The 23,255-nt window shown below is 49.5% G+C and carries 39 protein-coding genes; 8 read left to right on the forward strand and 31 right to left on the reverse strand.

The window, feature by feature from the left end; translation table 11 throughout:
• Positions 1–20: 20 nt before the first annotated feature.
• The 21 genes from CKO_RS07935 to CKO_RS08040 form a co-directional block, all read right to left on the reverse strand.
• Entirely contained in the window at positions 21–1,133 is a 1,113-nt protein-coding gene (locus tag CKO_RS07935; protein ID WP_012132731.1) for a phage minor head protein, read from the reverse strand.
• Positions 1,120–2,523: a DUF4055 domain-containing protein gene (locus tag CKO_RS07940; RefSeq protein WP_012132732.1), complete on the reverse strand. Its 1,404-nt coding sequence runs from the start codon at positions 2,521–2,523 to the stop codon at positions 1,120–1,122. Before CKO_RS07940 ends, CKO_RS07935 begins: the two co-directional genes overlap by 14 nt.
• A gap of 3 nt (positions 2,524–2,526) precedes the next feature.
• Entirely contained in the window at positions 2,527–4,098 is a 1,572-nt protein-coding gene (locus CKO_RS07945; RefSeq protein WP_012132733.1) for a terminase, read from the reverse strand.
• Entirely contained in the window at positions 4,095–4,583 is a 489-nt protein-coding gene (locus CKO_RS07950) for a DUF2280 domain-containing protein (protein ID WP_012132734.1), read from the reverse strand. The genes CKO_RS07945 and CKO_RS07950 overlap by 4 nt, the downstream gene beginning before the upstream one ends.
• A 32-nt stretch (positions 4,584–4,615) precedes the next feature.
• Entirely contained in the window at positions 4,616–5,254 is a 639-nt protein-coding gene (locus CKO_RS07955; RefSeq protein ID WP_012132735.1) for a putative metallopeptidase, read from the reverse strand.
• A 404-nt stretch (positions 5,255–5,658) separates the two neighbouring features.
• On the reverse strand, positions 5,659–6,018 hold the full coding sequence (locus CKO_RS07965) for a hypothetical protein (protein WP_024130414.1): 360 nt from the start codon (positions 6,016–6,018) through the stop codon (positions 5,659–5,661).
• Between the two features lie 111 nt (positions 6,019–6,129).
• Positions 6,130–6,669: a DUF2514 domain-containing protein gene (locus CKO_RS07970; protein WP_080516670.1), complete on the reverse strand. Its 540-nt coding sequence runs from the start codon at positions 6,667–6,669 to the stop codon at positions 6,130–6,132.
• Between the two features lie 8 nt (positions 6,670–6,677).
• On the reverse strand, positions 6,678–7,208 hold the full coding sequence (locus tag CKO_RS07975) for a lysozyme (RefSeq protein WP_012132740.1): 531 nt from the start codon (positions 7,206–7,208) through the stop codon (positions 6,678–6,680).
• Positions 7,205–7,510, reverse strand: coding sequence for a hypothetical protein (locus tag CKO_RS07980; protein WP_012132741.1), 306 nt, complete (start codon positions 7,508–7,510; stop codon positions 7,205–7,207). The genes CKO_RS07975 and CKO_RS07980 overlap by 4 nt, the downstream gene beginning before the upstream one ends.
• 188 nt (positions 7,511–7,698) lie before the next feature.
• Positions 7,699–8,019 carry a hypothetical protein gene (locus CKO_RS07985; protein WP_024130416.1) on the reverse strand — a complete coding sequence of 107 codons (321 nt, stop codon included), beginning with the start codon at positions 8,017–8,019 and terminating at the stop codon, positions 7,699–7,701.
• A 104-nt stretch (positions 8,020–8,123) separates the two neighbouring features.
• Entirely contained in the window at positions 8,124–8,807 is a 684-nt protein-coding gene (locus tag CKO_RS07990; RefSeq protein WP_012132744.1) for a bacteriophage antitermination protein Q, read from the reverse strand.
• Entirely contained in the window at positions 8,804–8,944 is a 141-nt protein-coding gene (locus tag CKO_RS23005; protein ID WP_024130418.1) for a YlcG family protein, read from the reverse strand. The genes CKO_RS07990 and CKO_RS23005 overlap by 4 nt, the downstream gene beginning before the upstream one ends.
• A complete protein-coding gene (locus CKO_RS08000; protein ID WP_012132746.1) occupies positions 8,941–9,327 on the reverse strand; it encodes a hypothetical protein in 387 nt (128 codons plus the stop codon). Before CKO_RS08000 ends, CKO_RS23005 begins: the two co-directional genes overlap by 4 nt.
• Entirely contained in the window at positions 9,324–9,680 is a 357-nt protein-coding gene (locus CKO_RS08005) for a RusA family crossover junction endodeoxyribonuclease (protein WP_012132747.1), read from the reverse strand. The genes CKO_RS08000 and CKO_RS08005 overlap by 4 nt, the downstream gene beginning before the upstream one ends.
• The gene (locus tag CKO_RS08010; RefSeq protein ID WP_012132749.1) at positions 9,677–9,958 is read right to left on the reverse strand and encodes a hypothetical protein; all 282 of its coding nucleotides are present in this window, start codon (positions 9,956–9,958) and stop codon (positions 9,677–9,679) included. The genes CKO_RS08005 and CKO_RS08010 overlap by 4 nt, the downstream gene beginning before the upstream one ends.
• Before the next feature lie 2 nt (positions 9,959–9,960).
• A complete protein-coding gene (locus tag CKO_RS08015) occupies positions 9,961–10,167 on the reverse strand; it encodes a hypothetical protein (RefSeq protein WP_012132750.1) in 207 nt (68 codons plus the stop codon).
• Complete coding sequence (locus CKO_RS08020; protein ID WP_012132751.1) at positions 10,167–10,766, reverse strand: DUF1367 family protein; 600 nt, start codon at positions 10,764–10,766, stop codon at positions 10,167–10,169. The genes CKO_RS08015 and CKO_RS08020 overlap by 1 nt, the downstream gene beginning before the upstream one ends.
• Positions 10,767–10,803: 37 nt before the next feature.
• Positions 10,804–11,052, reverse strand: a complete 249-nt coding sequence (locus tag CKO_RS22380) for a hypothetical protein (protein WP_012132752.1) — start codon at positions 11,050–11,052, stop codon at positions 10,804–10,806.
• 117 nt (positions 11,053–11,169) lie between these two features.
• Positions 11,170–11,403 carry a DinI family protein gene (locus tag CKO_RS08025; protein ID WP_024130419.1) on the reverse strand — a complete coding sequence of 78 codons (234 nt, stop codon included), beginning with the start codon at positions 11,401–11,403 and terminating at the stop codon, positions 11,170–11,172.
• Between the two features lie 276 nt (positions 11,404–11,679).
• Complete coding sequence (locus CKO_RS08030; RefSeq protein ID WP_024130420.1) at positions 11,680–11,943, reverse strand: hypothetical protein; 264 nt, start codon at positions 11,941–11,943, stop codon at positions 11,680–11,682.
• 389 nt (positions 11,944–12,332) lie between these two features.
• On the reverse strand, positions 12,333–12,899 hold the full coding sequence (locus tag CKO_RS08040; protein WP_012132757.1) for a hypothetical protein: 567 nt from the start codon (positions 12,897–12,899) through the stop codon (positions 12,333–12,335).
• A gap of 161 nt (positions 12,900–13,060) precedes the next feature.
• Here CKO_RS08040 and CKO_RS08045 point away from each other — a divergent pair, with 161 nt between their 5' ends.
• Together CKO_RS08045 and CKO_RS08050 are read left to right on the forward strand one after the other, a co-directional pair.
• Positions 13,061–13,642 (forward strand): hypothetical protein, encoded by a 582-nt coding sequence (locus CKO_RS08045; RefSeq protein WP_012132758.1) that lies wholly within the window; start codon positions 13,061–13,063, stop codon positions 13,640–13,642.
• The gene (locus CKO_RS08050; protein WP_012132759.1) at positions 13,639–14,244 is read left to right on the forward strand and encodes a class I SAM-dependent methyltransferase; all 606 of its coding nucleotides are present in this window, start codon (positions 13,639–13,641) and stop codon (positions 14,242–14,244) included. Before CKO_RS08045 ends, CKO_RS08050 begins: the two co-directional genes overlap by 4 nt.
• 6 nt (positions 14,245–14,250) lie before the next feature.
• Here the strand turns inward: CKO_RS08050 and CKO_RS08055 are convergent, their stop codons facing one another.
• The 9 genes from CKO_RS08055 to CKO_RS22385 all read right to left on the reverse strand — a co-directional run bounded on the left by CKO_RS08055 (position 14,251) and on the right by CKO_RS22385 (position 19,706).
• On the reverse strand, positions 14,251–15,495 hold the full coding sequence (locus CKO_RS08055; protein ID WP_012132760.1) for a phosphoadenosine phosphosulfate reductase family protein: 1,245 nt from the start codon (positions 15,493–15,495) through the stop codon (positions 14,251–14,253).
• The gene (locus CKO_RS23520) at positions 15,492–15,905 is read right to left on the reverse strand and encodes a hypothetical protein (RefSeq protein ID WP_012132761.1); all 414 of its coding nucleotides are present in this window, start codon (positions 15,903–15,905) and stop codon (positions 15,492–15,494) included. Before CKO_RS23520 ends, CKO_RS08055 begins: the two co-directional genes overlap by 4 nt.
• A complete protein-coding gene (locus CKO_RS08065; RefSeq protein WP_012132763.1) occupies positions 15,902–16,162 on the reverse strand; it encodes a DUF977 family protein in 261 nt (86 codons plus the stop codon). Before CKO_RS08065 ends, CKO_RS23520 begins: the two co-directional genes overlap by 4 nt.
• A 3-nt stretch (positions 16,163–16,165) precedes the next feature.
• Entirely contained in the window at positions 16,166–16,852 is a 687-nt protein-coding gene (locus CKO_RS08070) for a DUF1627 domain-containing protein (protein WP_012132764.1), read from the reverse strand.
• Positions 16,853–16,863: 11 nt separating this feature from the next.
• A complete protein-coding gene (locus CKO_RS08075) occupies positions 16,864–17,553 on the reverse strand; it encodes a replication protein P (protein WP_012132765.1) in 690 nt (229 codons plus the stop codon).
• Entirely contained in the window at positions 17,550–18,548 is a 999-nt protein-coding gene (locus CKO_RS08080; RefSeq protein ID WP_012132766.1) for a replication protein, read from the reverse strand. Before CKO_RS08080 ends, CKO_RS08075 begins: the two co-directional genes overlap by 4 nt.
• A 115-nt stretch (positions 18,549–18,663) precedes the next feature.
• Positions 18,664–18,918, reverse strand: a complete 255-nt coding sequence (locus CKO_RS23465) for a hypothetical protein (RefSeq protein ID WP_012132767.1) — start codon at positions 18,916–18,918, stop codon at positions 18,664–18,666.
• 9 nt (positions 18,919–18,927) lie between these two features.
• Positions 18,928–19,470, reverse strand: coding sequence for a toxin YdaT domain-containing protein (locus tag CKO_RS08090; RefSeq protein ID WP_024130422.1), 543 nt, complete (start codon positions 19,468–19,470; stop codon positions 18,928–18,930).
• 2 nt (positions 19,471–19,472) lie between these two features.
• Positions 19,473–19,706 (reverse strand): transcriptional regulator, encoded by a 234-nt coding sequence (locus CKO_RS22385; protein WP_024130423.1) that lies wholly within the window; start codon positions 19,704–19,706, stop codon positions 19,473–19,475.
• Positions 19,707–19,807: 101 nt separating this feature from the next.
• Between CKO_RS22385 and CKO_RS08095 the strand changes: the two genes are divergently transcribed.
• A complete protein-coding gene (locus CKO_RS08095) occupies positions 19,808–20,191 on the forward strand; it encodes a helix-turn-helix domain-containing protein (protein WP_012132769.1) in 384 nt (127 codons plus the stop codon).
• A 98-nt stretch (positions 20,192–20,289) separates the two neighbouring features.
• Positions 20,290–21,198: a hypothetical protein gene (locus tag CKO_RS08100; protein ID WP_024130424.1), complete on the forward strand. Its 909-nt coding sequence runs from the start codon at positions 20,290–20,292 to the stop codon at positions 21,196–21,198.
• Positions 21,199–21,581: 383 nt separating this feature from the next.
• Here the strand turns inward: CKO_RS08100 and fumD are convergent, their stop codons facing one another.
• Positions 21,582–21,791: a fumarate hydratase FumD gene (gene fumD, locus CKO_RS08105; protein ID WP_012132772.1), complete on the reverse strand. Its 210-nt coding sequence runs from the start codon at positions 21,789–21,791 to the stop codon at positions 21,582–21,584.
• Positions 21,792–22,064: 273 nt separating this feature from the next.
• On the opposite strand from fumD, the gene CKO_RS08110 reads away from it, so the two are divergent.
• The 4 genes from CKO_RS08110 (at position 22,065) to CKO_RS08125 (ending at position 23,186) form a co-directional block, all read left to right on the forward strand.
• Positions 22,065–22,337, forward strand: coding sequence for a hypothetical protein (locus CKO_RS08110; protein WP_024130425.1), 273 nt, complete (start codon positions 22,065–22,067; stop codon positions 22,335–22,337).
• Between the two features lie 120 nt (positions 22,338–22,457).
• Positions 22,458–22,643: a YdfD/YebW family protein gene (locus CKO_RS08115; RefSeq protein ID WP_012132776.1), complete on the forward strand. Its 186-nt coding sequence runs from the start codon at positions 22,458–22,460 to the stop codon at positions 22,641–22,643.
• Between the two features lie 9 nt (positions 22,644–22,652).
• Positions 22,653–22,811: a YdaE family protein gene (locus tag CKO_RS08120; protein ID WP_012132778.1), complete on the forward strand. Its 159-nt coding sequence runs from the start codon at positions 22,653–22,655 to the stop codon at positions 22,809–22,811.
• An 87-nt stretch (positions 22,812–22,898) separates the two neighbouring features.
• Positions 22,899–23,186: a hypothetical protein gene (locus CKO_RS08125; RefSeq protein WP_012132779.1), complete on the forward strand. Its 288-nt coding sequence runs from the start codon at positions 22,899–22,901 to the stop codon at positions 23,184–23,186.
• The last annotated feature ends 69 nt before the right edge of the window (positions 23,187–23,255 follow it).

Here is a 23,255-nt window from a genome sequence, read left to right on the forward strand (position 1 = left end):
CTGTTGGTCTAAATAAGATATCACAACCCCGCCTCTTTAAACGCCTGTGCGTCACGTTCCCGCAACTGCGCCAGCGTCAGCCATTCGCCTTTATCGGTGTAGAACTCATCAGGAGACATACCACCATCACGAATCAACCGGGCGCGCTTCTCGCCAACGATTTGCTTCTGGCGATCGAACGACTGACGCGAGAACCATTCCTGATAGTTGGTATCGCCAGGCACAACACCATCCATACTGGCGCGTTCCGCTGGCGGGATATCGCGAACATCGATACCCAACTCTTTCGCTGATTTGAGGATGAAGGTTTCAGTGGAACGGCAGCAGAAATGAATTTTCCCTGGCCCCTGCAAATAAGGAATCTTATGACCGATTGGCTTATTTTCCAGCGTGTACTTAAGGCGGTCGCGAATCCTGCACATCTGCGTCGTTCGGTTGTCCAGGGTGGAAAGCCACTGCTTACCCTTCATCAGGTCGTTATTGGCGTCAGCAAAGCTGTTACGCGCCGTCGCCGCAAGGTGCCCCACTGCCGTTTTCGCGGTGCTGGCGGCATTGGCGCGACTCATCTGTAACGCGCCATCCTGATAGCCGCGATTAGCGTGACCGCGAACCTTGCGCGCTATCTGCTCGTTCGTATCTCCCAGCAAAAAACCCTGTCGAACTGCGTTACTGATGCGGTTGAGGCGATCCGCTTCGAGATTTGAGGCCCACTCACTGAGCAGTCGCCCCTGAAATGGCTGCGCCATTGCCGCAGCATAAACAGCGTCTGGAGAGATACCCACCAGCGGATGAACGTCGGTCACGAACTCCGGCAACAGCGCGTCAAAGAGACTCAACTGATACCCCGCCTCATGTTGCGCCAGGTCATTCAGTTCAGTAGACAGGCTGGAAAACATGCCGTTTATCGCAGTGCGGTTAATTTCCCGCACGCTCGCCAGCAGCGCTTCAAGACGCGTGACCGTAAAGCTGTTCGGCTCTATGCCATCCATCGCCACCAGCAGGCGCGCTGTCAACTCAGCATCACTTTCGTTGAGCAGCTTCACCATCCTGTTGGCAACGCCGGTACTGTAACGACTAATCCAGATAGCGTGCGCTATGGACTCATCACGCAGTTGTTCGTTAACCGTCGCCATTGTTACCGCCCATCAACGTTACCTGCTGGTTTTTCAGCTCGTCGATAACCTCTTCCGGTTTCGCGTCAGGGTCGATGAATTTTAGCGCCTGAAGCACGCGAACGGCATCAACCTGGCGGATGTCGCCCCCCTGTCGCAGGGACTGAACGGCCATAGCAGCAGATGAATCGAACGTCTGAGCAGTAACATCCAGTTCGGTGCGCACATCAACATTGCCGCCATCACTTTCACCAATCCACTGAGCCATGATTTGCAGAATGTTATCAAGTGCATCCTCCAGAGAACTCGCCATGGTGTACAGTGGCGAGTTTTCCTGCATATGCTCTTCATGCGTCTGGTCGTCAGATTTTGTTGATGTGTTTTCTGCGCGCAGCAGTTTCGCACCCGCCTGGCGCATCTGATTTTCCAGATCATCCAGCGATGTTTTGCCGGATTCAATGGCAGCGCCGGTGTGCTCGGTGTATTCCATACCCTGCTTTGCGCGGTCGCTGAATTTAGTAGCGCTGGATGAGCCAATGACCAGTTCCTGATCGTCTTCCAGACCAAAAACTGACAGAAGCGGCACACGCACAACATGAAGAATGTTGTCCTGCTCACTCTGGCTTTGCCAGTGCTTGATATTCAGCAATGCCAGATTCAACAGCGGCGGAGAACCGCGCATAAACCCGGTTTTCTTGGTGTAGAGCGTTACAAGGGTAATATCGTCGCGACTGGTTTCCCACTCTTCATAAAGAGTCCAGGTGGATTCCCCACCATCACCTTTGTTACGGCGCCAGATTTCCACTTTACGCGGCATGATGTGGCGGATCTGCTCAACTTTGGTTTGCCCGAAGTCGTCACCATCCACGACAATGACTTCTTTTACGCGTAACTCAGTGAGCACAACTTTTCCGCTGACAACCTTTGATTTCCAGCCGATCACCTGCCGAGGATTAAGCATCGTTACATACGGTCGACCACCAGCAGCCTGCTCGTCAGCTTTTGTGCGGATTTCTTCGGCGTTTGTGCGCGGGTAATCCACCAGTGCATGTGCGAGACCATACTGAAACGCCAGGCTAAAGAATTGCTGCGCCCAGACATCAAGGCGACTGCCTTCCATATCGATGTTTTCGGCATAATCTTTGATTTTTTCCGGCGTTTTTTCGCTTAACACTGTTGGCTCAGCAAATACGCGCCCGGTATTTTGCTTAATGCTTTCTTCGTAGGCCGGGAGCAGCGTCGCAACAGACAGGCGTTTCTTATAGTCCTCTTTGTCCTCGCGCGGCCAGCGAGGTAGGTAGGCTTCGCCCTGCCGGCGCATTTCCAGCGTGCCGCCCATCAGTGCATCGTTAATGTCCCACGCCTCAACCATGTCGTTATAGTCGAGGTTGGGTGTCGAAATATCTGGCATGGTTTACATCCGAAGTTTGGTGACTTTGCCGACTTTCTTCGGCGGTGAATGCAGAACTTCATAACGAGTTCCGTCCCAGTCGTGATCTTCCTGTTGCGTGTCAACGTCATCAGGGTTTTTGCTGTCGCGGACGAGTACAGGAATACGGCTTATCCAGCCACGGCAGTAATCAAAAACATAAAACGCAGGTTTTTCTGGTATCCCGGATTCCAGTTTTTTACCTTCGACAACCGCCTCCAGCATGTCGGCAAACAATGCGGCGCCATTAACGCGAGAGCCGGGCTTTTTGTTGGCCTCAACCCATTTAACGCCCTGCACTTCCATTTTCTGAGCGATTGAAAGTTCATCATCGCCAGTGTTGTAGATCGCGCTGTCGGCCGGGCCGGGAACAACCTTTTTGCAGATACCCGGCATAATGTTGAGTTGTCCCTGAGTGACGCCATCGAGTTTTATCTCATCAGGTTCGTCAACTTCCTGGCCTGTTAGCCGCTTATCAATCCACGCAACGCCTTTTGCGACGTTGGTAGATGACATGTTCAGCCCTTTATTCAGTTCGTCAGGCGGGCAACCGTACCACTCGCCAATCAGAATCAGAGACCCGGCGGGCGGGCAGAATTGACGCCCATCCGGCAGCGTCGCGACAGTGCCATCCGTGCGAGCCCACCAGAGATTAGAGAACGGCTTCGACTCACCCCAGTCATGGGAACGGTCAACGGTCCAGCTATCCGGTATGCGGAACGGCTTAATGACGTGAAGCGCCTCACTCCATAGATGGTCAAAGCGTCCGCCACTGGTAACATCCCACGAACCCTCTACCCATGCCTTGCGGCGGTTCGGGTCTTTGATGGACATCAGCGTTGCTATGTACTGCGGATCCAGATACGGGTTCTCTTTGAAAGAACCGTGTATCGCGACGCGGGTTAACGTGATCTCTTCTTCCCGCTCGGTTTGAGGGTTGAACACTAATTGTTTGTGACGCTGTACAGTTCCGCGCGGTGCCGGTTCGATAAATCGTTTTTTTACCCAGGTGTGACCGATGCCAAATGGGTTTGTCGTGCTGAATACTTCGAGTGGGATCGGTTTTAGCAACGATCCATCTTTTCGCGGATAGTCTTCAGGCCGGAACGATGAGCGGCGACACGAAAACATTGCTTCGTAGAAATCTGAGTTAGGTTGTTTGGTCAGCTCGTTAAAGCCGATAAACGGAAATTCCTGCCCGTGGAAGTTCCAGTAATCATCAGCTTCGCTTCCGAACCGGAACAGCAGTTCTTCACCAGTAGGCCACACCCATCGCAATTCACTCGCGGACCGAAGAAAATTTGCCCCGTCGCCGAACAGGTTATACATACGCTTAGACTGCGTGATGATGTCTGCCAGGTTCTTATACTCAGTGTCAAAAATGACACCGCGCCAGAATGAACCATAACCGACACCGACATTACGGCGAAAACGCGCCAACTGCGCAGCGGTTTTGCCTGGTCCGCGCGTTCCCTCGTAGAGGATCTCATTACATGGGCAACTCAGCGAAAGAGACTGTGATCCGGGCAGAGGCTTCCATACAGCCTTGTAATTCATCCACCAAGAACCTCATTTTGTTGTTTCTGCGCAGCAGCTTCCCAGTCGTCAACGTTGTCACAGGATGGGACGGGCATAACGTTGTGAGTCGATATAACGTTCTGTTCAACCTTTTGCTTGTTGGTATAAACGTCACCGACCTCTTTCGCAGCCTGTTCGAGAAGCTGGGCCGTCATGCCGAGGTTTTTCATGTTCTCGGCGGTCACAGACATTCGTTGCAGTACGCGAAGCCGATAAGCCTTATTAGCAATCGGGATTTCTGCAATTTCCGTCTGGAAGCGCTCGCGGGTTTCGTTGAACATCTCCACCCATTTTTTCGCCAGGCCTTTGCCGTTAGCTTTTGTCGGGTCGTGGGATTCAACCTGCTGACGGGGGATCGTGATGCCGAATTCTTTTTTGACAGCCTCCACAACCTGAGAAGGGGTGTCGAAGCACGCAAGCGATTGAACGATGAAGGCTTTGACCTCACCTTTTAATGCCGCCATAGCTTACCTGCCCGTCATAATCAGTCATAAAATCAAGCCAGTTTCAGCATGCACGTCCCGCACGCTCTGGCAATGTTAAGATGTGCAACCTCCGCAGGCTTATTCGCCGCATCAACCATTTCCTGCACTTCATTACTGGCACCGTATCGGCGTACGACACCGACAAATTCTTCGACATCATGTCCGCGCAATGTCAGTACCGGCTGACCGGTCTCTTTATTGAACTTCGGCGCGCCATAGTCGTCGGTAGACTGGGCAATATGGTAAAGCTCATGCTCTACCAGTGCGCAGAACTCAAGGTCACTGCATTGTGAGCAGTAATCGGCTGCCAGCGTGATGATGAACTTCGGAATGCGCCCGAACCATTCATACATCTGCTGTTCCATTCTGGCCTTCTGCCAGCCGCCGGCGCGGAGTATTACCTGTTCGGCCTGGCCGAGAACGTAGCGCCCTTTCTTCGCGAACGAATCGGACGCCCACATGAAGCAGAGATCGGCATCAATCAGGTGCGCGTGGTCAGGGTTATGGATGCTTCCTGTATCGCTCAGGATTTGCCTGTTTATCCACTCATGCACTTCATTGGCGGGGATCAGCCTGGTGTATGGCTGCCAGTTTTCAGCATTGATAAAGTTAACCGGCGGGAGTGGCCTGCGCTCGTCATCGTTAGCCATGAGTTAATCCTGTTTGAAGAAAAGGTAAGTAACCAGATTCGCCCGCCACGGCTCCGGCTGGCCGCTATGAAGGTAAAAGCTCGCGTTACCATCGCGAGGAAAACCCGGCGTGACCCGTTTTTGAATAACCACGCTCACTCGCGCAGGGAGAATCCTCCTCAAGGAGGCTGCGGTCTTAGTTCGGGCGTGGAGACTGCGACGAATCGGCGCTATGGGCATTCTTGTCGCAGCGGTCGCCACCATCTCACGATGTTGCTATGCCACTTCCGTCTGTTCCGGCTGCCAAGATATGGATCACCTCATTGGTTGATGCCAATCTATGCTTCTTGTCGGGTAAGCATCAGCAAAGCACCTTGGAAAGTGATTTGGTGATGCCAACAAAAAACCGCCCGGAGGCGGCTATTTTATTTTTTAGTAACTGTATATCGTATGGCCGTAGTCGTCATACGGCTGGCTGTGATGAATATTTTATATTTAATTTTTTCTGCATTAAAGAAATCTTTTAAGAGCTTATAGTAACGTTTAGTTATCTCTGCCCCTCTGTTTTTAATATCTCCTTGAGTAAGCCCCTCACCTTCGTAAGTAATTTCAGCTTTTCTTTTCCCTAAGTAAACATTTTCGGGAAGCTCGTTACCATCGAAATCCTTCTTAAGTCCATTTTTTTCAAGTAGCTCGGAAACCTCACTATAGATGTTCGACTTATCACCGACCGTAATATCGAAGGTAACCATTACATAATATGAAATTGTGGCTTTTTTTGACATTCACTATTTCTCCATTGAAGCGAAGAAATAGTATCGGCAAGTCTAAAAAAAATTTTATTAACTAAGATCAGACATACTACATTCGACTTGATGCTTCTCTCGCCAGAAGACTTAATCTGCACTATTTGCGGAACTCCTGTTGTTTGAGCTTCTAACTGACTCATAAATCTTCTCGCATGTCATTCCAGCTCGGTAGCTTTCGTCAGATCGCTCAGCATAATATCGAGCCTCTTCTGCAAGGCGTCCGAGCATGTCGGCGAGCATTCCGGCGTCGACTCCGGCTGTTTTGCTTCTGACGGAAGCGGCAAGATTTGCGGTGTGCTTTGCGGCGTCCAGGCGGGTAGCGAGTTTTTTTGCTTCGGTGCGCAGCTGGTTAACAGTGGCAGACAGGCCAGCAGCAGTGGCAGCAGATTTAGCGGCTTGTGCTTGTGCATCTTTTACAGCCTCATCACGGGCAATTATGCGCCCTTGTTCAATCCAGCGGGCGGCGGCCTGTGCGTTCACTGTCTGTGACGACTCCGCACTGTCGCGCTCTGCCCATTTTTTTTGCCAGTCCCTGTCGCTCCAGACATTTCCGGTGATAAACGCGCCAGCCACCAGAAGTAAAACGACAACGGGTTTCCACCAGGCTTTTATGCCAGCAATTAACAGCGCCGGGTTCACTGGTCTATCCCCCAGCACGTAAGCGCGCTTTCCTGGTCGCGACGGGAAACCTGCCCAAAGCAGTTATTGGAGCGAATGCGGCAATCTTTTCCGCCGTCGAATATCCAACGCCTGATTTCAGCACAGGCCCCTTTGCGGTCTCCTGCGTTCAGCTTACGAAAAAATCCAGATGGCAGGCATTTACCAGAGCCGATGTTGTACGGGCAGAACGACGCGATCCCCGCTTTCTGTGGTTCTGTCAGTGGTACTTTGATATTTCGCTCTACCCAGGCCAGCGCTTTATCGCGCTCAATGGCGTTTACCTGGTCACATTTCGCCTGCGTCAGCTTCATGCCCTGCACCACCGGTTTACCATCAACCATTGTGGCGCCACGGCAAATCGTCCAGATCCCGCCACCATCTTTGTACGCTGTCAGACTGTTACCCTCTTTCTCATTCAGGAACTGATCGAGAATAACCGACGCTGGCGCACCGGCGAGAACCAGTGCCAGAACGGCGGCACTAAGTTTTGCTCTCCACCCCATCATTCACCAGCCTTAGTAAGCGCGTCGGCAACAACACTTACAGCCGCCGGACGCTCAGCAATGGGTTTATCACTGATTCCATCCAGGTAATCGCGGATCATGGCTGTGCGCTTCTCGTCTTCTTTACGTTTACGACGGGCATCAATTCGGCCATTTACGTAAGAGATCAGAGAAATAAGCAGGCCGACAGCACCAAAGAACATGTAGACCATGTCCTGTGTGGTAAAACCTAATGCTGCCGCGAGGGTTCCAACCCACGCGAAAAACTGCGTGAAAATGTTCCCTGAGTGATCGTTCATTCTCATGGTCTCTTACCTCGCGTTTTTCGGAGGCTGTGTGTAAGGGAAAGGCCGCCCGGTGGATTAACGACAAAACACAGAGGAATCGTTCCGAACGGCACAAATAAAAAACCCGCCAGAAGCGGGAATAGAAGATAAGCGCACGGCTTTAATCGCCCACAATGCGCGGGATAATTGTCCCAAGGTAGAGGGATTCAGTTTTTTGCTACCCATTCTCGCCAGCGGGCCTCTCTAATCTCAGGGCTCAGTCGCTGATCTTCAAAATGGTTTGCCAAATTTATCGAATCTGGCAGCAATGCCCAGGCGACATAGAAATCATGTGGCTCAAACTCTCCACCAGCAAATTCGTATGCACCAACATGGTAAACCTCGCCGTCTTCTTCGAGTGCCAGCACCTGAGCAATATGCCAACCATCACAGGGGTTAAGAAGGATAACCCAACGCCCATTAAATTCTTTGGTTGGTTTTTCACTTGCGGGTCTGAAATGAAGCTGTTCGGTAATTGGTTGCGACATACTGGCTCCAGAAACGACAAAGCCCCGCACGATGGCGAGGCTTTAAGTTCGTCGACAATCAAAGCTATGGCGACAATATCAGATTTACATGAAATATAGCCGTTTTAATCTACTTTTGCAATACTTTGCTCACAATTTGTCGCTTTTTGCTGCGAACGTGTTTTGGTTAATGATAGTAATGATTCCCTGTCCAGTTCAGCAAACAGTCGGAGCATACCCAACCAGTGCGCTGTAAAGGTCTTGGACCAGTTTTTATCCTCTACCCCCACCAGCGCCGCGAGATCGGCATATTGATACTGCTCACGCCCTGCCAGCGCTGATTTCATATCCTGCGCCGCCAGCCAGATAAGCTGCCGCAGACGCTCTATTGTCTTTTTCGCCACGCGCTTCCCCCCCATTTGCTTACTGAACTGCTCCCACGCCCAGCGAGTAATGATTACCTGGTGATCCCAGCATGTGCTTTCGCTGTAATTCCAGAGCAACCAGGCTTTTTGATGCTCGTCGAGTGACATTAGCGCCCGACGCCATGAAGCAGTGGAGTATTCGACCGGCTGCACCAGCGGGATATGCGATCCTTTGGCGTGTGATTGTTTTCCGGGGATCGGAGGGTTGTTCAGCGTTATCAGTTTTCCCGTAACTTCATCGCGTACACGCAACCTCTTGCGGGGATAAGTATTCGTATCGAACTGCGCGTTCTCCAGCCAGGCCATTAACTGTCCCTTTGTCGCTCCGCTCAGATCTACCGTGGCCGCAATCAGTTGCTGACGAATATAGGATAAATTTTTCACTGATTTTCCCCTGCTTTCTGCTGAATACGGATGTAATTGCGAAGGATGCGGTATGCCACAGGAAAAGATCCCCGGTAGCGATAAATACGGAGACGCAGCCAGCGCCAGCGAAGAGACTCAATAACTTCAGGCTTCACTTGTCCACCCTCTCGTTTTGCCATAGCGGCAACATCCCTTTATGTCCTGCTCGCCTGATCCTTGATTTAGCATTACGCTCAATCTGGATCAGCTTTTCGATGTTCTGTCGGCGCTGCTTTTCTTCCCGACGCAGATATTTCACATTCTCGACATATCTGTTTTCGGTATCACATAGGTGCAGGATGTAGTTGAAAGGGTCCACCAGCGCATCGCAGCGACGACAGCGCAATGTTCGCTCCTTTTCATCCACCCAGACGGAATCGTGATGACAATAAATTTTGCCGCCTTCTTCCCGTCGCATCGCCAGTTCGTCGCGCAGATCCTCTTTCCTCTCGGGGAACGCAACGACATTGCTCAGTTCTTTTTCCGTTTCGGTTGTCATACGCCCTCCTCGATGATGATCTGACCTTTCTCGCCCCATAGCTTCGTGATGCGACAATCCCAGACGCTGGAATCATCATCAAACAGGGCATCCATCAGTGCTTTAAGCATGTTGTCGCAGTCTGGTTTTGACTGGTGCGGCTTGCCGTTGAACTGCTCTCGCTTCTTTTTGCTCCAACTCGCTGGCATCGGCATAACGAACGTGACGTGGGCGCCGGACTCCGGCAGATGAATTTTGCGCAGGCGTGCTTCATCGCAGAATGCCCGGTAACGCATGACCGCTGGTCGAGTTTTCCATTTGTCGGCCCGGGTCATTCTGGGCTTGCCGATCGGCGTGATGTCGTAAATTTTCATACAGGCACCACCAGCCCACGGCGGACTATCTCAATGACAGTAAGCACGATAGCGCGGTCCATTAACTGCCGACGCTCATCGCGAGAGAGGTTTTTTCCGTTGTCTATTTCTGTATGGCAGTGCACACAAATTGCAGCAGTTGCACAGTCATCTGCTTTCAACCCCATGCCCTTGCCTTCGTTTCGGTGAGCAACTTGCGTCCCCCACTCCCCACACAGGACACAGCGCTCAATCTGACCAACGGCAGCGAGCCATTTCCTATTTCGATAAATAGCCATGCTCACCCCCAGCCTTTTTGTCGGAAGGTTCTCGGCGTCCGCGCCGGACGTTCGCACTCTTGTAATTTCGCGCTGACTGTCCAGGTCAGGAAATCAGGATTGAGGCTCTTTTTGGCTCTGACGCCGCGAGACTGATAATCGGCAATCAGGCGCTCTGCCTGCTCGGTGGTGCATTCCGTGTGGTGAAAATATGAATACTTCATCGCCATCACCCCGCAAAGCTCATAAGCTGGGCGGCGGCGTTCTCGGCCTCTTCCCTGCTGTTGAAGGTACGGGACAAGATCCAGCGCCACAGGACATCGAGTGCGGCCTTATACAGGTGCTGGAATTCGGTTTCGTCCATACTGGCGAACGCGATGCTGCGAGGGTGTTTGCGGAGCGTGCCATCTGGTAACTGTATGGCGTCAAAGTGACCGGCCTCGACAGTTACCCAGGCGCGGTAAGCGTCAAAGGATTTGCACAGGCTTATGCCGTTCGTGATACGGCGACTGGCGATCTGCTCCAGATACTGCTCGGCAGCGTCCAGCAGAGCGCTTTCATTGCCGCCGTATGAGGCAAGGAATCTGGCATAACCGTTAACGAGTTTGCGTTCATTCGAAGAAATAGCGCCGCCGGTTGGTTCCCAGTATTCGAACCCGAGATTCAGGAGCGCAAAGAAACGGCGATGAAACGCAGGATTGCGTACAAGTTTAAAGTCGGCAACCAGAACGGAGCCGAGCTTGCATTTTGATTGCAGAAAATCACTGGTCTCCGGCGTCGCGGGGATCAGGATTCCTGTTGACTGCTTAATGAGTTGTAATTGCGCCATGGTTGTTCACTCCGTGGCGCAGCAGGTTAACGGCTGTTCAGACCGTTGATTTCATATTATCAGAAGGTGGCGTTACCCGGTAGCCGAGACGGCGAATAAATTGCATAAAGCCATTGGGAGTAAAGACTTCTTCATCATCCAGCAAAGGCCGCATAGAAACCATGCCATTGACGCGATAGATAAGATGCCTGCCCGACGAAGGAAAGCTAAACACCACGCAGCCGTCAGACCGTCTTACAATGTCATACCAGTTATCTTCTGACGTTTGCAAAGCTGAATTACTCACATTCTGTTCTCCCTTCGAGCGACATACAGACGCGGTTAAAAATTGTCGGCAGCAGCATCAAAGGGATACGCAAATTGCGGTATTCTGAAAAAATGCGCGCCAGCCCCAAGCGCAATGTTAGTAAAACCAGTCGTCGGCGCTTTCCCAGGTCTCCTGAAGAATCTCCTCAATGCGCTGCTTGTCCCCTTTTTCACCCCCCAGAATACTCAGGCCATCAGCCCCGGCGCGGCGAATTGTAAGTTTGACCCCTTCATAGTTCTGGCTGAGCCTGCGTAACAGTTCGGCTTCTAATGCTGGCACTGCGCCATCAGGAAGTTTCTTTGTTCGATCAATAGTTAACTCAACTTTCATAGTGGCCTCCATTGCGTATACTGTATTTTTATACAGTATACCTATAAAACGAAATGATCAACGTTTTAAGAGCACGAATTGTTAACCCATAGACACAAATTTCAGGCGTAAAAAAACCCGCCGAAGCGGGTTTAATCATTAAGAGCATTTGCATCTGTGGCAGGTGAGGAGTTCATATTGTGCTCGCATTTAAGTCCCCTTAAATGCGCAGAAGCCGCAATCGGGTGTTCAGTCCGACTGCGATTTAATTATTGCTGGTTGATTATTAAAAATCGATCAACACTGATATGGAGGAATTTGGTACCTTGCGATCGCGTCTTGAGGATTTTCAGGGAAAACACCATCTCGAGTTGCGATTAAGTATGTTGCCCCACCAAAAAAATGTCTAACAACAAAATAATCTTTCATAATCGGCGTTTGTGTCTGGTCTGAAGCAAGAGGCTCAGTTGGCAACTGAATTATGGACTCTCCGTTATAGTTCTCAAGTGTTGCAATCTTATATTTACGGACTTTATCGCAAGCTAAAAAATGAGTGCTCACTTCTCCTCCTCCTGTTTTAAGTATACCGAATCGCTACCTTGAAGTAAGGTTATCGGTTGCTCGGAGGAAATCTTTACCCTCCACTGGGTAATTTCGAAAATGCTCTTGCTTCTTAGTGATGACAAACATGCTCTTGCAACCGTTTTACGTGATACTTGGACGGCAAGGCCAGTGTTAACCTTGCCTCGCTCATTCTGTGACTTTGCCGCACTGTTAAAATCACTCATTGGCTACCTCGCAATCGTTCAGTATACGTCCCAATACAACCCTAGGTGTTTGTTTTGTCTAGAAACGAAACCCGTAGTAAACTTTATTAAGTTGCAAACAAAATTCACCGCCTTAATCTAAAAACTTAAAACCAATTTAATTACAAAGGTTCATTACAGTAACTATATGCTCAAGATAATAATATCACGCCCCAATAACACACTTACAATTGCGGGCCAATGACTAAAAATGAATACAACCAAAGAGATGAGACATATTACAAAGATAATAATGCATAACCACTTCATTGAAAGGTATAATAACTCACCTCTTTTCACTCGCTTCCACTCTTTTTTTAATACATTATGGCTTGCCATGGTGAAATCATCGATATCTTCTTTTAAATCTGAAGAAGGTGTTCCAGAAGATACTTTAACATTAAGTAATTTAATGGCATCTCTTAGAACAGTTTCTTCTCTTGAAGGTTTACTATGATTGAGCCTGAGATAAATTTCTGATTGAACTACTGTGATCCCTTTGTATGCAGATTTTCGTTCTTCATCTGAAACTTCCGAGTCTCTTCTCAATACATCATAAAATCCAAGCAGGTTTGAAAGAGCTTGCCTTAATTCAGAGATCCATGCCTGACGGAACTCAGATGTTTTTAGTTCCTTAGTAATAACAAGACTAATCATCGCGCCAATTGCGGCTAAAAATGCTATAATTACAGCAATGACAGGTTCATTCACTTTTCTTACCCCTAAAATAATTAGCCTAAAAGCTCCTGAAATCAGAATATCTAATCTTACTGGATATAAATTTAAAGATAGACTTTAAAGCCAAACCTAGTATGTTAGAATAACCTTTTAACAAGAAGTTTGTCGACATTTTAACGTAACCGAGAAGTAAAATGAACGCTAACTCACAGCCAACGCCAGATCAAGAAATCAAGATCGAGGTCATCCGCTGGCATCAAAAACTCCAGGAAATCACCTACATCGAAGCTGGTCAACACATGCGTGCTTTGAACCAACTGATGTGGCAGATTCCAAGTCTGGTAATCGCCATTAATGGTGGGCTCTGGTATGCTGCTACACTAGTTAATGAAGCCTCACTTTGGATGATTTTTGCTTTTTTAACAGTTTTCGACCTGCTCACTATTTGCACGCTTTTTCGACTTAGGGTTCTGATAGGAAAAAAAATAACCAAACAAAATGATATTGAAGAACTATCGAAAAATAGCATACTTCAAGACCTTAGTAATAAATCCGGCATAATAATCTCACCTACCCCAGCTCCTAAAAAAGAGAGCAAGTTCATTGTAGTTGGATGCTGGACCATATGCTTATTGCTCTGCGCTATTATTAATTTTCATGGCTCATTTAATCCGTCGATATTTTCAAAACCTAGCGAAAACAATAAGTCCGAACAAAACACAACTCACCTCATCTGTGTTTCTAAGACAGCACCCACAAATGGAGAAATAAAATGACCACATGGAAATTTTATGATGACAATGCCTTACGTTTATTTAATGACTATCAATCCCTAAATTTTAAAGATATATTTTCTGACGTTGAATCCTACTTCCTTGCTTCCCGCGGAGATGCTCTGGACGTAGGTGCTGGTTCTGGAAGGGATTCTGCTGCTTTATTTAAAATGGGCTACAATGTAACAGCTGTAGAGCCAAGCGATAACATGCGAAATCTTGCGGCCGAAAATCATAAGCACTGTGATATTACTTGGGTCAATGATTCATTGCCTGAACTAAGAAAGATCACTCAATCACTAAAGACCTTTGACCTTATAATTGTTAGTGCAGTCTGGATGCACCTAAATGAAAACCAGCAGGAGAGGTCGTTATTTACTCTATTCAATCTTCTATCCGCCAATGGAGTTATGATCATTACATTGCGATTAGGGCCAGCCGAACCCGATAGACAAATCAGTGTGATTTACACAGAAGATTTAATTGCTCTTTCAAAAAAATTAGGGCTAACGGTTGAATATATTAGCCCTGTCAATACGGATAGTTTTAATAGACCATCCGTTACTTGGCAAAAAGTGGTTTTATCTAAAAAAACCACTTCATAGATGCCATTACTCACAAAGCCCATAACGTGATGAACAGACCTCGGTATTCAGGCTTGATTTGACCAAGTCGTAGACTTTCCCCCCGCGACCTGTTTTGGCCCACTCCACAACTTCATCAACACTTGGCGAGTTCAGGTTTGCGCGAGGTCCATAGAACCCAGACCAATCAATATGCTGCACCTCAGGTTCTAACCCATAGAGCTGCACATTTCTACCAAGGGGCAGGTCAAACGACTTCATCCAGCGCTGGTTTATCTCGCCAACACTCATCCAGTGAACCCAGCGAGACGTTAGACGAACCTTCAGCTCCCACTCTTTGTGCTTCTCAATATGCTCCGGCCAGCGCGAAAATGTCTCAGCAATTTCTTCTTTGTTACACAGCACGCAATTCATACAACCGACACGTGAGGCTCCCTGCGTGTAAAGCGGGTTTGGCGATATCCCGAAGTATTTGTGGAGCGCGAATACATCTGTGGCCGTCCACTGGTGAATGGGAAGGAAGTTATACAAAAAATCCGGGTCACGCTTGTCAGTGGAGAAGCGCTCATAGCTGGCTCTCTTTGATGACTCATCTGCCCGTACACCAGACCACTGGACGACCACGTCGCCATCATCCAGCATTGGTTGCAGAGCTTTATCAAAGGCGATCTGAATTTTGAGCTCATCGGTACAGAATCGGTCGCGAAGCATCGGAAATTTACCATGCAACAGTGCGCAGTCTAGAAAGCTATTTCCGCTTGGATGCATAACAGACAGAGCAGCATCCAGCGCAGTTTCGAATTCAATTCCCCAACGCTCAGCAGTACGCAGCCAGGCCTGCCCAAACGCTGTATCGGAGCGGCCGAGTGAAGGCATAACAACACCCCTATATGCCCCCATACGAATGGCCTGACGCTTAACCCAGTTCTTCTGGATGTATCCTCGGCGGCGTTCAAAATCAACCTCGGTATATATCCGCTTAACAACCTGAACTGGCGCGCATCCAATCTGTTCATGGATAGTTTTTGCGAACTGTACGGTAAGCTCGTGTTCATTATCTGTATCAGCCATAACAGCCTGAACTCTACCGCCAAACAATGCATGGGCAACTGCCAGAGTGGCCGTGCTGTCCTTTCCTGCTGAATAATTGACGACGATTTTGTGATCATCAGGGATGCGGAATTCAGTGAGGTAGCGATTATAGGCCAATCCAATTTCGCGAATTTTTTCGCTGATGTCGGTCGGTGCAATAATCATTGCTGCGTTGCTCATAGCTTCACTCCATGACGTAGTTGGGCGGTAAACTCTTTAGCCACCGTTGAATATGGATGTTCATGACAATCAAGGACTTTCAAACTGTCAGCAAACATCTCCACACCCTGAGCCCGAACTTCTGCCAGGTACGCGTCGGTTGCCGGGGTGATCATAGCTGCCACCGCGTCATCGATATGACAATCATCAATACCGCAAAAATTCGCCTCTTCACGGTTCGCGTTCAGGTGGCGAATGATCTTTTTGGCAGCCTTAAGCCCCGCATTCTCGGCAGCCAGCGCCGCGAGCTTGGCTTCCGATTCGGCAAGTTTCTTACGCAAACCAGTTTCACAGGTATGCGCGCCGCTGCGCCCCCTCTCAAAGGAGAATCCGCAGTCACAATAAAAAACGTTGTCTTTCTCGGTGATCATGCAGCCGCCTTGTTGTGTGAAAAACGTTTCAGGTCAAAGTCGATAGTTGCCCGCAGGTCACGGAAGATTCCGCAGCGCCCGTGACGAACCAGGCCACCCTGCTCTACCGCTACGCGGAGATATTTCTCCGCTGTGGTCCGGTGCAGGCCGAACATCGCAACGACGTCATTCGTGGTGATGCGTCCCTGCTCCTTCACAAGTTCGATAATCCGGTTGATGATCAGGGTGCGTTCTTTGTCGGTTTTCTTTCTGGCCATCGGTTATTCCCTCCCTGTCAGCTGCTGAACGAGATTTCTGTGGCGACCAATAACACGAACCGCGTCACGCAGTTTGGTCAGTTGCTCCAGCTTGTTTCTGGTGCGGCGGATTTCGCGAGAAATGTCCCGCACCGCTGGTACCGCTTCGACTGCGGCGCGCCCTTCAGTGAACGAGGGGATTTCACTCACGATCTGTTCGACCGGTTTTGCTTCTTCCGGCGCGGCAGGTGCCTCCGGTACCGGTTCTTGCTTAACGGGTTCTGTCACAACAGCAAGGGACCAGGTAACGCCTTTGCCCTTCCCGTTCTTCACCACAACGCCCTGGCGCTCCAGCGCGCGAAGAACAGAGACCATTCCGCGGGCATTGCGATTGACGGCCGCGGCCAGCGAAACGGTCGTCATTGCCCCCTGCTCACGCAGCTGCTGTCGGACGACATCAGGATCTACGGGTTCCGGCTCCTCACCTTTCAGGCGCGGCGCCGGATGAACAGGTGCATTAGGCGTTGACTGCTGAGACTGACCTTTCACGGTACCGAGGAACCAGCCGCCGTCTCCAAAATCGCATAACCCCTGATCACGCTGCTCACGTAACATGGTGAGCGCATCAACCGGGTCGATTTCAAGACGGTCAGCAACTTCGCGGTATGTCGCCCGCCCCATTTTTTCCAGTACCTGAATTACGGTTTCCATGTGATTTCCTCTCAAATCAGTCCAGCGTCTTTTCGCTGTTTGTATTTCGCCATCAGCATCTGCGCCGGAGTCGGGCCTCGATCCTGATCTGGTGCGGTAAGTGCCCGACGTACTGGTGGAACTGGTTTCCCATCGAGAACACGCATTTCCCAGTCGTGGAGTAAATCGCCAGCAACGCGAACAAGCTCTTTCTCGCTGAGCTGGCCGTCAGTACCGCGTCTGCGCAGTTCAAGGCAAATGTGATAGAGCACGGGCTGGCTCCACGGGTATTGCTCACTGGTCGGGTAGCGAAAAACCAGCTTTCGCCAGCGCCAGTATTCGCTCATGATGTCGTCCACACTGACCCCCAGCGCGCCACTCCCCTCACGGCACCACGAAATAAACTGACCCGGCGACGGCCAGAACGGTGACTGACTGGATCGGGCTTTCTGCATTCCGGCTGAAAGCTGCTCACGGGAGGTGATGCCTGACTCAGCAAAAGCGGCGATCCATTGCTGCTTTGCAACGCGAATATCATCGCCAGTACGTAGGTTCGTCTGAGTGGATGCCGGAAATACCTGCATGAGATTTTCAAAAAGCATATCCACCAGCTTTTCAGCGTCACTGTTAACAACCTTACGGCCGTCGTAAGAATCTCCAGCCATGCGCGATAGCATTTCGCTGTCGCGATTCTGAATTGCACGATAAAGATCCGGGGTCATAAAAATTTCTCCCATGCTTCAGCACTGTTCCAGTGCGGGCCGGTTTCGGATTTGCTTGCGCTGACATCTGCGCGTGGCTTGCGGGTAGTGTCTTCACGGTGAAGGGTTAACGTGTCCCACTTGGCGCGGAGCTTTGCGGGGGAGAGAATATTTTTGTACCAGAACGAGTCTTTGCAGGCCCATCTGAACAACTCACAAATCTCTTTGTGGGTGCGTCCGTCCAGCTGGCGCATCAGGCGTATGTCATTCGCCCAGCCAGCCATGTTTGGTTTTTTCAGGGATGGTTTGGTGATGTCACGCAGCGCCAGCATCCACTCTGCGCAGCGGAGATCGTCAGATGTCCCCCACTTGTCACCTTTCGGAGTCTGGACTGCTGCATCAGGAACAACTTTGGAAATTCTCTGACGTACATTAAATACGTTAGTATTTAATATATATTGTTCATGATGTGCGCTTGTTTGTGCGGATGTATGTGCGCTTTCATGTGCGCTACCTACCGCCAAACCCGCGCCGTTACTGGCTTCGCCATGTGCGGGCATATGTGCGCTGGTATGTGCGGAAGTTTGTGCGGGCAAATTGTCCATTTTTTGAGCATATTCGGCATAATTTGAGATCGTGATCACACGCCCTCTTTGCCGCTCCCCTTCAATGGAAATCATCCCTTCACGCACAAAAAACGTCAGCATTCTCTCAACAGCATCACGGCTTGTTGGGTTGCCTTTTCTGTCACGTAGTTTCAGGCCCAGATCGGCCGCCGTGGTCACCAGTTGTCCGGTTTGTAGCGGCCATTGGCGACCTTTAAAGCTCGCTGTGTATGGCTGGCTGGCAGCGCCCAAAAGCAGGTTATCCCACAACGTACGCAGGTAAACATCTTCTGACCAGGGCTGCTTGAGTACACTCCGGTACAACGGGATGAATCCGGTCTTCTGGTTTTCCATCCGGTTGCTCCTGACGGCGGTACGCGCCGCAAAATCGGCGTAGGCGACATTCGACATAGCTATGCCTCCCTTGCCTGGTGTTTTGAAAAACTCTTTGTCATAATGACCTCGTGATTTCGCCTGGAATTACACCGAAGGCCGTCTGTGTTGGCGCACAGCGGTCTTCACCCTTTCAGAACAAGCCCTGTTGCCTGCCCCGTTTAGCCCGTTTTGAATCAAACCGATCAGCCGGTAATGTTTGCTTTTCTGCCCACAATTTCGCGTGGCGTAAAACATCATCAAAAATCCTCCCCTTTCTGCTTGCCTGACTCATTCGCTTGTACATATCGACGGCCTGAAATGCCCCCCCCTGAGCCACCGCTACGGTGAAGCCCTGGCGGATCAACTCTTCCCGGACGTGCTTTTCTATGAACTCCAAATGATTCATCTGGTAACCTCACATGACACCCGGCGCTATGGCCGCGATACCACTCAGAACCTGAACGACAGCATCACCCGGCAACATATTCAGCAGATGCTCAATCCCTTCCCTGACCTCTTTCACCAGCTGATGCTTTGGCGCATTCAGCATTACGGCCTGTTTCGCCTCGCTGATTTCCTTCTCCATCGCTGCAAAACGCGTCATGAAACAATCCTGTCCGATAAGACGCCCACGAAATTCCATCGGCAAAACAGCCAGGATTGCAGGAGTCAGCTGGCGGATGTTTTCGCGCGCATATCCGGTATCACTGTCCAGCCAGCGGAAAAGCTTCTGCCGCTTACGGCTCAAGTCATCAGGAAAATCCAACCCGGCGCCGCCCTGCCGTTCCCATTCTTCAACGATGATCCCGGCGACTACGTCCTGGTTGTCCAGCGATGCCGACCACGCACGAACGGCAGCACGAATCTGGTCATGCTTATCCGCCGGATCAGGCTGATTGCGATTTATCATCGTGGCCGGAGGAAACCCGGTATTTTGTTGAAATGAAATTGAATGCACGGTTACGCCCTCGCTTCCTGCGCCGGTAATCCATCCGTTGGGTTCGGATACAGATCAGGGCGCAATTCGTGAGGGGTAACACCGGTTATGCTGTGAATTTTTAATATGTAATCTGGCGGCACAATGCCTCTGTCGCGATGTTTCCAATGGCTAATTGACATACTGGTTACACCAAGTGCCATGCTTAACTTTCTCGCTGAACCAGCAGCCTTAATTGCTTTATCAAGTGCTGTCATTTTCTTCTCCTAACTATCAACGAAGAAAGTAAACCACAGATTTATATTTCAAGCAATATTCAATTTATTGAGTGTGTAAACTAACCATTTACAATGAGAGAATGAGAAAAGAAGAACCCAACAAAGCATTGATAGCGCGACTCAATGAGGTCTATGCCAGAGGCATTACCAAAGCAGATATGGCGCGAATAGCCGGAGTCTCGCCTCAGGCGGTCAATAGCTGGTTTAAAAAAGGCGTTATTAGCAAAAAATCAGCACTGGCTATAGCCGATGCTGTTGGCGTTTCGATCGCCTGGCTACTCGGGGAAGATGTCGGCGAGAAAGATGGTATGAAGCCCGACGAGCAGCGCCTGCTGGAACTCTATCGCCAGTTGCCGGAAGAAGAGCAGCAGAACATGTTGCGGATCGTGTCTCTGCGCCTTAAGGAACTCGACGAGCTGTACGCCAAGTACATGGGACGGCGGATTAAGGGTGATGCGGAATAACTCCCCACGGAGAGCTTATGAGGCTGGGTATTGCACATAGGCCATACGAACCACCTCTGGGTAGAAAACTTAAATAAAATTTAATAGTGGGAATGGTAATGGAAGCACCTTATCAATTAGAATTCACTGAAAACATTTATTATTCAATAGGTAATAACCCCAGCATTAAAGAAATCATTGAGTCTCTTCAAGGCTGGGAAGCTATTATCAAACAATCTAAAGGAGTCCTTGCAGAGCTAACTGGAAGTGATATCCTGGATATTGAAGTTAGGGTTCAAAAGTTAGAAGTCGGGAGCCTAACTGAAAAAATTCTTATCAAGTTAGGTTTTGGCAACGAAGAGAATTTTGATAAATTTCTCGAAAATGCGCATGAAAGGTACATCGGAGAAGGAAAAATGCGTAGCGCCTTAGTTTGGACGGTTATAGCAGGTGTACTCGCCACGGGTATGTATTTAGCCGTCAAAAACATGGCACCCAATAATGCCTCCCACTTCGAAGCAAATAATAATATAATCATTAACATAGGTGCTGGCGAAACTAACATTTCACCTGAAAGAATACAGTCGGTGCTCAATAGTACATTAGTTGATAAAAAAACCGCTGCCAAAGGTGCTGTCAAAATTTTATCTCCAGCGCGAAATGACGAAAATGCAACATTAATGATAGGTAGCGATAACACTTCCGTAACAATACCTTCAGATTTAATCTCTAAAACACCAACCGAGGTTAGTTTTGAAGCTGATACATATACTCGAGACCATTACGATGTTGACCTTGAGATAAGAGCTCTTGATCTCGACAATCCGACAAAGGGATGGGCTGCCGTGATTCCTGGCTTAGTTGATCGAAGGGTAAAACTAGTTTTGGCACCCGGGATTAAACCAGAAGACCTATCCCATAAATTCGCCTTCCGCGCTGATGTAACCATTACTTATAAACTTACGTCATCTAAAGGCGAAGCATACAAGCCAACAGAAATATTTTTAAGCAAATTAATCGCGGAATGAAATTAACCCGGCCACCGCGCCGGGTTTTTATTGCCCTTTCCTCACAAACTCCGCAGCATCCCTCTTTGCGCCCTTGACTGTTTAGCAGCTATACACGCTACATCTACTTAATCAGGCTATCCTTGTTGATATATGATGCAAATAATCAGTTGGGAAATAATAAGAGAGTATCTGATAGTATGCCTGGTAACTGTTGTTATGGTCGCCGCGATTTCACTGGTTATGCTGGCCTGGTGAATTTTGCAGGGGTCTTTTCCCTGAAACATGCGCGACAACACACTCTGGTAAGACAAGCTCTGTTATGGTGCATGAACAAGAAATAACAGCACCATATATCCGACTTACAGCCCGGATTACGACACGTTCCGGGCTTTTTTTTTGCCCTATTCTTCCAGCAACTTCACCGCCAGTTCCATCGCCTGAATCTGGTCAGCATCCCACTTATCCAGCCCCTTCGATATCTCCGTTCGTATCACGTCAGCTATAGCCACTCTTTTGGTTTCATGCCCTTCAGCCACCATCGCAAACACAACATCACCCACAATCCGGCACATTTCCTGATAGCGCAACTGCGCCAGTTCCTCGTAATCCATCACTAACCCTCGGCAATTGATGTTTTTGTGAGCATAACACACGCTCCCTCTCCCAACATATAAACCTAAAATTTACACCAAACATTAATTGAAAGTTGACACAACTATAAACCAGTGATTTAATCAATATCACAGCAACACGACCACCCAGGCAGGACGCCCACGAAGTAGCCGTCCGGGGCATACGAAGACCGGAATGAGGTGGATGAGTTAACGCGCAGCAGGTATCAAACGTTCCGCCAGCCGGGCGACAACGGCAAGCAGAGGGTGAAAATGAAAATTGATTTAGATCTCAAGGCGCAGGGAGTTGACGTTTCAACCAGCGGTTATCGCGATTTTGTTAACGCCGAAATTCGCGGCGTTGAAGTGGATGATGTGCTGGAAGAAATCGAAAGCGATGTACTGTTCGCTGCCATCGACCTGCCGGATTACATCGACTGGGCTGACAACAACAGCAAGTTACCGGAAATTCTGGATCGTCTTTCTCCTGACGAGGTCATTAGCTGGCTTCGCGATAACGGGCATCTGGAGGATAACGATGATTAACCAGCAGCAAGTCCGGGAGGCTCAACGCCTTGCATGGTTCGCCGTTCGGCATCGCAATATCCAGGTATGGGAAGAAGCCAAACGTATTTACGCACTTGCTATCGGGAGGACTCTTCACTGATGGAGACGCTATTCGCACTGGTATTAACGGTCGCAATGACCAACGGTGACTTTCAGGATGTGATTCTCGGTGTATATGACAACCAGCAGGAATGCCAGGCCGCAGCTGTCGAGCAAAAGGTTAATGGTGAGTGCTGGCCTGTTGAGGGAATTATTCGCAACGGAGAGCTGCCAGCAAGCATCTGAGGAGGGGTAATGCAGAAAGAATGCGGTTACTGCCGCAAACCCGTTGAAGAAGGCAAAGAAGTAAAGAGCATCCTTTTCTATCGCAATGGCAACCGGCTTGCCAACAAAGAAAAAGAATACTGCTCAAAGCAATGCGCTGAATACGATCAGATGGCGCACGAAAGTTAACCAGCAGTCCTGAAATATGAAACAAAAAATTCGCCATTAATTTGGCGCGGCTTCTTACACCCTGAATTTAACAACCGGAGAAGTTTTATGGAAATCGTAAAAATCGAAATGAACCTGAAAGCAGTGAATAAAGAATTGGCTGTATTCAACTGCGAGAAGAAAGTATCAGGCGTTATTCATTCAGCCGAAACGGGCGCGGTCACGGTCATTCTTGACGGTGGCTATGTATTCGGCAAGTTCGACTGTCCTCTTTGTGCTGTAGAGGCAATTTCAATGCTGTCCGTAAAAGTAAGTGATGGCGATAACGCCGGGTTTGGCAACTACCGCAGCTACAAACTCGATTACTCAGAAAAGGTTTTCAGCACCGTTCATTAAGCAAAAGCCCACACGAAGTGGGCCTGCCCGTCCGGCGTCACCGACCAAAGCGAACCGGACATTTCTACC

The organism is Citrobacter koseri ATCC BAA-895, assembly GCF_000018045.1.
Classification (GTDB): domain Bacteria; phylum Pseudomonadota; class Gammaproteobacteria; order Enterobacterales; family Enterobacteriaceae; genus Citrobacter_B; species Citrobacter_B koseri.

Excerpts from the sequence above, each read along its gene's own strand:
- CKO_RS07935 (WP_012132731.1), bottom strand. The coding sequence starts at position 1,133 with ATGGCGACGGTTAACGAACAACTGCGTGATGAGTCCATAGCGCACGCT.
- CKO_RS07940 (WP_012132732.1), bottom strand. The coding sequence starts at position 2,523 with ATGCCAGATATTTCGACACCCAACCTCGACTATAACGACATGGTTGAG.
- CKO_RS07945 (WP_012132733.1), bottom strand. The coding sequence starts at position 4,098 with ATGAATTACAAGGCTGTATGGAAGCCTCTGCCCGGATCACAGTCTCTT.
- CKO_RS07950 (WP_012132734.1), bottom strand. The coding sequence starts at position 4,583 with ATGGCGGCATTAAAAGGTGAGGTCAAAGCCTTCATCGTTCAATCGCTT.
- CKO_RS07955 (WP_012132735.1), bottom strand. The coding sequence starts at position 5,254 with ATGGCTAACGATGACGAGCGCAGGCCACTCCCGCCGGTTAACTTTATC.
- CKO_RS07965 (WP_024130414.1), bottom strand. The coding sequence starts at position 6,018 with ATGTCAAAAAAAGCCACAATTTCATATTATGTAATGGTTACCTTCGAT.
- CKO_RS07975 (WP_012132740.1), bottom strand. The coding sequence starts at position 7,208 with ATGATGGGGTGGAGAGCAAAACTTAGTGCCGCCGTTCTGGCACTGGTT.
- CKO_RS07980 (WP_012132741.1), bottom strand. The coding sequence starts at position 7,510 with ATGAGAATGAACGATCACTCAGGGAACATTTTCACGCAGTTTTTCGCG.
- CKO_RS07985 (WP_024130416.1), bottom strand. The coding sequence starts at position 8,019 with ATGTCGCAACCAATTACCGAACAGCTTCATTTCAGACCCGCAAGTGAA.
- CKO_RS08000 (WP_012132746.1), bottom strand. The coding sequence starts at position 9,327 with ATGACAACCGAAACGGAAAAAGAACTGAGCAATGTCGTTGCGTTCCCC.
- CKO_RS08005 (WP_012132747.1), bottom strand. The coding sequence starts at position 9,680 with ATGAAAATTTACGACATCACGCCGATCGGCAAGCCCAGAATGACCCGG.
- CKO_RS08010 (WP_012132749.1), bottom strand. The coding sequence starts at position 9,958 with ATGGCTATTTATCGAAATAGGAAATGGCTCGCTGCCGTTGGTCAGATT.
- CKO_RS08015 (WP_012132750.1), bottom strand. The coding sequence starts at position 10,167 with ATGGCGATGAAGTATTCATATTTTCACCACACGGAATGCACCACCGAG.
- CKO_RS08020 (WP_012132751.1), bottom strand. The coding sequence starts at position 10,766 with ATGGCGCAATTACAACTCATTAAGCAGTCAACAGGAATCCTGATCCCC.
- CKO_RS08025 (WP_024130419.1), bottom strand. The coding sequence starts at position 11,403 with ATGAAAGTTGAGTTAACTATTGATCGAACAAAGAAACTTCCTGATGGC.
- CKO_RS08045 (WP_012132758.1), top strand. The coding sequence starts at position 13,061 with ATGAACGCTAACTCACAGCCAACGCCAGATCAAGAAATCAAGATCGAG.
- CKO_RS08050 (WP_012132759.1), top strand. The coding sequence starts at position 13,639 with ATGACCACATGGAAATTTTATGATGACAATGCCTTACGTTTATTTAAT.
- CKO_RS08055 (WP_012132760.1), bottom strand. The coding sequence starts at position 15,495 with ATGAGCAACGCAGCAATGATTATTGCACCGACCGACATCAGCGAAAAA.
- CKO_RS23520 (WP_012132761.1), bottom strand. The coding sequence starts at position 15,905 with ATGATCACCGAGAAAGACAACGTTTTTTATTGTGACTGCGGATTCTCC.
- CKO_RS08065 (WP_012132763.1), bottom strand. The coding sequence starts at position 16,162 with ATGGCCAGAAAGAAAACCGACAAAGAACGCACCCTGATCATCAACCGG.
- CKO_RS08070 (WP_012132764.1), bottom strand. The coding sequence starts at position 16,852 with ATGGAAACCGTAATTCAGGTACTGGAAAAAATGGGGCGGGCGACATAC.
- CKO_RS08075 (WP_012132765.1), bottom strand. The coding sequence starts at position 17,553 with ATGACCCCGGATCTTTATCGTGCAATTCAGAATCGCGACAGCGAAATG.
- CKO_RS08080 (WP_012132766.1), bottom strand. The coding sequence starts at position 18,548 with ATGTCGAATGTCGCCTACGCCGATTTTGCGGCGCGTACCGCCGTCAGG.
- CKO_RS23465 (WP_012132767.1), bottom strand. The coding sequence starts at position 18,918 with ATGAATCATTTGGAGTTCATAGAAAAGCACGTCCGGGAAGAGTTGATC.
- CKO_RS22385 (WP_024130423.1), bottom strand. The coding sequence starts at position 19,706 with ATGACAGCACTTGATAAAGCAATTAAGGCTGCTGGTTCAGCGAGAAAG.
- CKO_RS08095 (WP_012132769.1), top strand. The coding sequence starts at position 19,808 with ATGAGAAAAGAAGAACCCAACAAAGCATTGATAGCGCGACTCAATGAG.
- CKO_RS08100 (WP_024130424.1), top strand. The coding sequence starts at position 20,290 with ATGGAAGCACCTTATCAATTAGAATTCACTGAAAACATTTATTATTCA.
- fumD (WP_012132772.1), bottom strand. The coding sequence starts at position 21,791 with ATGGATTACGAGGAACTGGCGCAGTTGCGCTATCAGGAAATGTGCCGG.
- CKO_RS08110 (WP_024130425.1), top strand. The coding sequence starts at position 22,065 with ATGAAAATTGATTTAGATCTCAAGGCGCAGGGAGTTGACGTTTCAACC.
- CKO_RS08115 (WP_012132776.1), top strand. The coding sequence starts at position 22,458 with ATGGAGACGCTATTCGCACTGGTATTAACGGTCGCAATGACCAACGGT.
- CKO_RS08120 (WP_012132778.1), top strand. The coding sequence starts at position 22,653 with ATGCAGAAAGAATGCGGTTACTGCCGCAAACCCGTTGAAGAAGGCAAA.
- CKO_RS08125 (WP_012132779.1), top strand. The coding sequence starts at position 22,899 with ATGGAAATCGTAAAAATCGAAATGAACCTGAAAGCAGTGAATAAAGAA.